We start from the raw sequence: 7,394 nt of genomic DNA on the forward strand, positions 1-7,394 counted from the left end.
GTAATGTGAATAAAGTAAAATATTAATAATATTATTGGAAATTAAGAGAGGCAATTATGGATAGGCAAATGAAGAGGCAACTCGATACGTTAGATCAATTATTAAAATTATTTAGTAAACAAAAAGATTGTATAGTAGTTATTAATAATTTAGGAAACATTTTATATTTGAATGCAAATGCAGAAAGGATGTTTTTTGCCACAAGTAATCATGTTGTTGGAATGTCTATCAATACTCTTATCCTAAATTATAACCACCTAGAGAATACAAATAGGCAAAAACATCAATTATATATAGCTATTAAGGAATCTAAAAATCACTTTTGGATAGATATACAAACTTATACATTTACTTCTGGGGATGAGCAATTCCAAGTATTGCTTATAAATGATGTGCACGATAATAAAAGTGAATCAGAATTAATAAAACAAATGAAGATTGAATTTCTTAATAAAATGCAAAATCTTAAAAACGGTTTTTTTTCGATGGCAAAAAATGAAGAAGATAGAATTATCTATACGATGGCTATCGGAAAGTTATTTGAGGAAATAGGAATAATAACCTCATCATTATATAGAAAAACACCTTTTGAGATTTTCCCAAGAGAGCTAGCGTTGTATAAACAACACCATTATGAGAAAGCGTTTGAGGGGAAGCGCATTAATTATGAAATTGAATTGAATGGAAGACAGGTATTTGTTGATATTACACCTATTCTGCATGGTGAGGAAGTAACTGAGATTGTTGCTTCTGTAAATGATATTACAGAATTAAGATCAACGCAAAAAGAGCTTCAAATCAATCAAGGGCAATTCCAATCTTTGTTTAAATTTAGTCAAGACTACATCATTGTTTTTAATACAGATTCACAAATTATAGATATGAATCCGCGTACTTTTGAATTATTTGGACTTTCGAGTGATGATATTAAAAATAATCAAATAAGGGAACAAATCGTTGAAAGTTATTTAGGGGATATTGGTGATTATTTTGAAAAAGCAGTACAAGGAAACGTACAAAATTTTGAAATAAATATAATAAACAAAAATAACGATAAATTATATTTTAATATAACATTAATCCCTATTATTATTGATAATCGAGTTAGAGGTATATATTTAATTGGCAAGGATATTTCTGAACAAAAATACATTCAGGAGACTAATGCATATTTAGCAGATCATGATGAACTTACTAATATTGCTAATAGGAGAGGTATAGAAAAGAAAGTAAACAGAGCCTTACAATATGCAAAAAACAATAAAATGCAACTAGCGATATTATTAATCGATTTAGATCGCTTTAAATCTATTAATGATACACTCGGACATATGATTGGTGATCAACTCCTCAAACAAATTGCTGAACGATTATTAAATTGTCTTGATAATGAAAAGCAATATGCTGCCCGAATGGGTGGAGATGAATTTATGATTCTTTGTCAACATGTTGCTTCCTGTGATGAAGTAATTACAATAGCAGAGAAGATATTACAGAGTTTTGTATCACCATTTTTTATTCAAGATTTTGAATTGTTAATTTCTACAAGCATCGGGATTAGTATCTATCCAACAGGCGGAAATGATCTTGTTGAATTAATGAAAAAAGCTGATATTGCTCTTTATAATGCAAAAGAGTTAGGCCGTAATATGTATCAAATTTATGATCAATCAATGAGTAAAAGGAGTTATCAGTCCTTTTTTTTAGAGAGAGATTTAAGAAAAGCAATCTTTAATAATGAGTTTATAGTGTATTTACAACCGCGTGTTGATGCATTAACAGGAAAAATAATAAGTGCCGAGGCTTTAATACGTTGGGAGCATCCAGAAATCGGGTTAGTTTCTCCAGGCGATTTTATTCCACTTGCTGAAGAAACTGGTCTTATCATTCCGATTGGGAAATGGATGAAGCGAAAAGTTTGTGAACTCCTTGTTGCATGGAGAAAAGCAGGGTTGCGACTAATACCGATTAGTGTGAATATTAGTTCTCAACGCTTTTTACAAAAAAGTTTTTCTAAGGATATTTTGGATTTGTTAAATGAATATAATCTTGATGGTGAATGGCTCGAAATAGAAATTACTGAAAATTCAATTATGAGAAACGAAGAAAATGTACAAAAAACCTTGAAGGAACTAAAGGAACTTGGAGTTAAAATTTATATAGATGATTTTGGTACGGGTTACTCTTCTTTCAATTATTTAAAAACATTTCAGCTTGATGGAGTCAAAATTGATCGTTCTTTTATTCAGAATATTTCTTCTGAATCAGAGAATGCCAGTATTACTACAGCAATGATAAAAATGGCGCAGCATCTAAAAATGGAGGTTATCGCTGAAGGTGTTGAGACAAAGGGAGAATTAGACTATTTACTAGAACAAAGCTGTCATCAAATTCAAGGCTTCTATTTTGGTAAACCTTGTCCAATTAAAGAATTTGAACGGAAATATTTGATAAATACATAGAAAATATTAAAAAGTGCGTGTCCTATTTTAAGGATTCGCACTTTTTAGCATAAGTAAATTAAAGAATACCTCAATTTAGCACATGTCTAGCTATTCCGCTCTGGCTTCCTCTAATAATCCAAAAAATTGAAAACAAATAGATCTATCATATATTATGAGTTTAAAACATGTATTAATTTACAAGTTAAAAATTGTTTTCAATTTTAGAGATGATGCAAAATAGAGGAGTGGGAATTTTGGAAATTGGTTTAACGACATTTGTTGAAACAACACCTGATGTCAATAATGGGAAAGTAATCAGCCATGCAGAAAGGATACGTGAAGTAGTAGAAGAAATTGTTTTAGCAGATGAGATTGGATTAGATGTATTTGGAGTAGGTGAACATCATAGAAAGGATTATGCTTGCTCTGCTCCAGCAGTATTACTTGCAGCAGCCGCTTCAAGAACAAAACGAATAAGACTAACAAGTGCTGTTTCTGTTCTATCCTCTGATGATCCAGTACGAGTGTTCCAAGAATTTTCAACGGTTGATGCCATTTCGAATGGAAGAGCAGAAATTATGGCGGGTCGAGGTTCTTTTATCGAGTCCTTTCCTCTATTTGGCTTTAATTTGCAAGATTATGATGAATTGTTTGAAGAAAAGTTAGATTTATTATTAAAAATACGAGATGAAGAAATTATTAATTGGACTGGCAAGTACCGACCCTCAATACCGAATCGAGGAGTTTACCCACGCCCTGTCCAAAATCAATTGCCTGTTTGGATTGCCAGTGGTGGAACACCGCAATCGGTTGCACGTGCAGGAGCTCTTGGATTGCCGCTTGCACTTGCGATTATAGGGGGTAGCCCGCTGCAGTTTGCACCGCTTGTGAGGCTTTATTATGATGCTGCAAGGAAAGCTGGTCATGATACATCTAAGCTTACTGTTGCATCACATTCTCATGGCTTTGTTGCAGATAGTACAGAAATTGCGGTAGAAAAGTTTTTCCCTCCTACACAATATGCAATGAATGTTTTAGGGAGAGAGCGCGGATGGGGTCCATACACTAGAGAAACATTTGACTATGCCCGCAGTTTACAAGGAGCATTATATGTTGGCGATGTGAAAACTGTTGCTGAAAAAATTATTTTTCTACGCAAAAATGTAGGTATTACTCGCTTTATGCTTCACTGCCCCGTTGGCTCTATGCCTCATGAAGATGTTATGAGGGCCATTGAATTGCTTGGCAAGGAAGTAGCTCCAATTGTACGACAAGAAATAGCTCGCTGGGAAGCTGCAGGAGAACCACAAGAGTAGAATACTACAAAGAAATTGAGAGGTTGTTCAGAAAATAAACCATTCTGTGCAGCCTCTTTACTTTTTAGTATATGTTTAAGATTTATACTTCTAAGGTAAGGTAGTTATTCCATTTAAGGAGCAATCTATAAAATTTACGAACGCCCATTCAACTACTTCTTAAGTCTTAGTTGAAATTACATTCTAGGGTCGTTAATTAAACAGTATACTTCCTGTAATCTAATAAAGAAAAATGAATTCAAATTTGAAAGGAAGATTAATATTAATAAGAAAGTATTCGTCATAGGTGTTATATTAATCGGTATAATTGTTGTAACATTCTACAATATTTCTTTAAATGGCAAAACTGAGGAAATCGAAATTACTCAAGACTTCTCGAATGTTGAAGTGGAATCCGAAAACGCAAATATTAATGTAATTGCTTCAAATAACAATACAGCAAAGGCAGAATTAGTTAATAATAAGAACAATAAATATAAGCTTGACGTAAAAGTGGATGGTAATACACTTGAAATCGAAGTGAATCGTAGAGGATTTAAATGGCTATCAATCGATTTCTTCTCTAATTCGCCTACATTAAACTTAATGTTGCCAGAAAAAGTTGCTGGAACTATAGCGTTGGAAACAAATAATGGAACAATTAGTGCATCCAATCTTGAGTCAAAAGAAATGGCGGCAGAATCTGATAATGGGGAAATTTTAATCGAGAATGTAAAAAGCAATTCAATATATGCTCAATCAGATAATGGTGAACTTTTCTTTGAAAATCTTGAAGGGGAAATTTTGGGCGAATCAGATAATGGAGACATTACACTTGTAAATGATTCTTTAAATCAGCCAATTGAGTTCGAGACCGATAATGGTTCAATTATAATTCAAACAAAAAAAGAACCTGAAAATGTTAAGATGGATGTATACACAGATAACGGAACCATAAATATCTTTGGAAAATCTAACGAGTCAACTGTTATTGGTAATGGCGAAAACTTGATTAAATTAACATCTGATAATGGGGATATAATAGTAGAAAAATAAACATATGATTATTAGTGATGTTGGATTGTCTTTTCCATTTGATAGAAAAGAGATCAATAGTAAAGGTGAGTCAGTAAATGAATAAAGTTTTTATGATAAATGCAGATCAATGTTATCGGCAGGCTGAGCACAAAGCTGCTCAGTATTTTAATTTGCTCTATCAACAAGCTGTAAGTCAATCTTATATTACTACATTAACTGAAGATTTTCGGCTGTGGAAAATAAAGCATATCCATCATCCAACATTCTTTTCATACTTTACCCGGAAAAAGCGAAAACCAAGCCAAAAAGATTACCATCAATATATAAAATGGCTTGATTATACAAATAAACTAGAGAATTATTTGGACCGCAGTATTTCGTATTTATTTTTAAGAGATCTAGGGAAAACACTGGATTCATCAGAAACTAAAAATCAAATAGATCGTTTAGTTGAACGGTTAAAAATTCAATTAAAAGATTCTACAAAATTAGAAAATAATGAAATATTTACTTTCGCTTCATTATATCGAAACGCCCAGGAAGAGGGTGTTGAATCTTCAATGATATGGTTGATAAATAAATTGACGGCCGTTGCTTCAAATATTCCAAAAGGATTGGACGCAGTAAACGCCCAGCGCAAGCTCATAAAAATTATTGCTGGTGTTATGATGCATACAATAGATCTTCTAAGTGCTGACATATCATCTGAAGAACGCTCAAAAAAACTTGATGAAGCTATACGGCTAGGATATTGTTACGGATTAACATATCCATTCATTGACGACCTTTTGGACTCAAATGTTTTATCAATAACGGAAAAGGAACAATATGCTGAACTAATTCGAACCTCACTTATTACTGGAAACGTGCCGGATTTAGGGGGAGATTGGCGGAGCGACAGTCTTGTATTTATGAGATATATTCATAGTGAACTCCGTCAAGCATTTGACTATATTAAGTTATATCAAAAACCATCCGATATTCGAAACTTTTTTGAGCAGGCATATATATTTTTTAATTCTCAAGAAATTGACCGTAAGAAGGACTTATCGAATGACAAGTACACAAATGAAGAAATTTATATTCCTATTATTATAAAATCATCTTCCTCTCGCCTTATTGCTCGATTAGTCACAAGTACGTCAAGTGATGATGGCTTTGAAAATAGAACGTTTCTATATGGAATTTACAATCAACTAGCAGATGACTTTTCGGATATGTTTGATGATATGAAAAATGGAGCGGTGACGCCATATACTTACTATTTGACTCATCACGAGAAAAGAAGGGACCTTATTAACCCATTTGAATTATATTGGACAGTTATTTCACACCTAATTCATCATGTCTACCAATCTGATAAAAAAACAAGCGAAGTTATTTTAAATCGTGCAATAAACGGGTTAAAACGATTTAAACAAAATAATGAAGATAAAAAGTTTAAGCAGGTAATGGATGTACTTACTTCAGGAATTCCTCAATTCAATAAAGTGTTGCAAAAAATGGTAGACAATGCAGATGATATAGATTTTTTTGATAAGCTATTGCGTGATCAAATAATTAGTATGCTAAAAACTGAACGTGAGGAACAACAACAGTTTAAAGAAACGATAAAAATCGTTAGACAACAAATAAATCGTCATTTAGCCATATTTAATGATGAAAAATTGGTTATAAAAGAATCAATTACTGATGCAGCAAATTATAGTTTATCAGGAGAAGGGAAACGTTTAAGACCGATTATAACGTGGTTTATGGGTGTCAAAGTTTATGGATTAAAGGAGTCGACCTTATTTCCTCTATTAAAAGCACTGGAATATATGCATACCGCTTCACTTATTTTTGATGATTTACCTTCCCAAGACAATGCTTCAATTCGTAGAGGACGACCAACTGTTCATAAAGCTTACAATGTTGCTGTAGCAGAATTAACAGGGTTATATCTGACTCAAAAAGCAATTGAAGAGCAAACATCCCTTGAAGAATATGACACAAAGACAGTCCTTAAGTTAATTCGTTATACTGCACAAATAACAGCAGAAATGTGTAAGGGGCAGGCGATGGATTTAAATTCCAAGGGGAAAAATTTAACATTGGAACAATTAAATTCGATGTGTTTTTATAAAACAGGTCTAGGTTTTGAAGCAGCACTTCTTATACCAGCTATATTAGCAAATGCAGATGCAAAAGAAATACAGGCTTTAAAAACTTTTGCTCGCCACGCAGGAATTGCATTTCAAATTAAAGATGACTTATTAGATTATGAAGGTGATTCATCTCAATTAGGAAAACCAATCGGTATAGATGTACAAAACAATAGCTCAACTTTCGTTACAGTACTCGGAATTGAAGAGGCTAAAAAGGAAATGTGGGAGCATTACTGTCTTGCTGCCGAAACCTTTGAAATAATTCCTCGAAATACAAGTTTTTTAAAGCATTTCTTAAATTATGCCGTAAATCGAAATTATTAATTGGAATACCGCAGAGATAAAAAAGGGTTCTTTGTCAAATAACGTTGGTGAAGGATATTAATCGATTATTACCATGCTCTTAACTAGCTTTAGGCTGTTTGGGAGCGTGGTTGTTTTTGTTCTGTTGTTTTGAGTTTGAAGTGTAA

At 32.8% G+C, this 7,394-nt stretch carries 4 protein-coding genes; all 4 read left to right on the plus strand.

Annotated elements, in window-relative coordinates; genetic code table 11:
* Nucleotides 1-56 precede the first annotated feature (56 nt).
* A complete protein-coding gene (locus tag EKG35_RS04350) occupies nt 57-2,462 on the plus strand; it encodes an EAL domain-containing protein (RefSeq protein WP_126293115.1) in 2,406 nt (801 codons plus the stop codon).
* A gap of 236 nt (nt 2,463-2,698) precedes the next feature.
* Entirely contained in the window at nt 2,699-3,760 is a 1,062-nt protein-coding gene (locus EKG35_RS04355; RefSeq protein ID WP_126293117.1) for an LLM class flavin-dependent oxidoreductase, read from the plus strand.
* A 387-nt stretch (nt 3,761-4,147) separates the two neighbouring features.
* Nucleotides 4,148-4,795 carry a DUF4097 family beta strand repeat-containing protein gene (locus EKG35_RS04360; RefSeq protein ID WP_185807639.1) on the plus strand — a complete coding sequence of 216 codons (648 nt, stop codon included), beginning with the start codon at nt 4,148-4,150 and terminating at the stop codon, nt 4,793-4,795.
* A gap of 77 nt (nt 4,796-4,872) precedes the next feature.
* Nucleotides 4,873-7,248, plus strand: a complete 2,376-nt coding sequence (locus EKG35_RS04365; RefSeq protein WP_126293121.1) for a polyprenyl synthetase family protein — start codon at nt 4,873-4,875, stop codon at nt 7,246-7,248.
* The last annotated feature ends 146 nt before the right edge of the window (nt 7,249-7,394 follow it).

This window comes from Lysinibacillus telephonicus (assembly GCF_003966145.1).
Taxonomy (GTDB): domain Bacteria; phylum Bacillota; class Bacilli; order Bacillales_A; family Planococcaceae; genus Ureibacillus; species Ureibacillus telephonicus.

Bases quoted from the DNA above. Each gene is read 5' to 3' on its own strand.
- EKG35_RS04350 (WP_126293115.1), top strand. From the start codon at position 57: ATGGATAGGCAAATGAAGAGGCAACTCGATACGTTAGATCAATTATTA.
- EKG35_RS04365 (WP_126293121.1), top strand. From the start codon at position 4,873: ATGAATAAAGTTTTTATGATAAATGCAGATCAATGTTATCGGCAGGCT.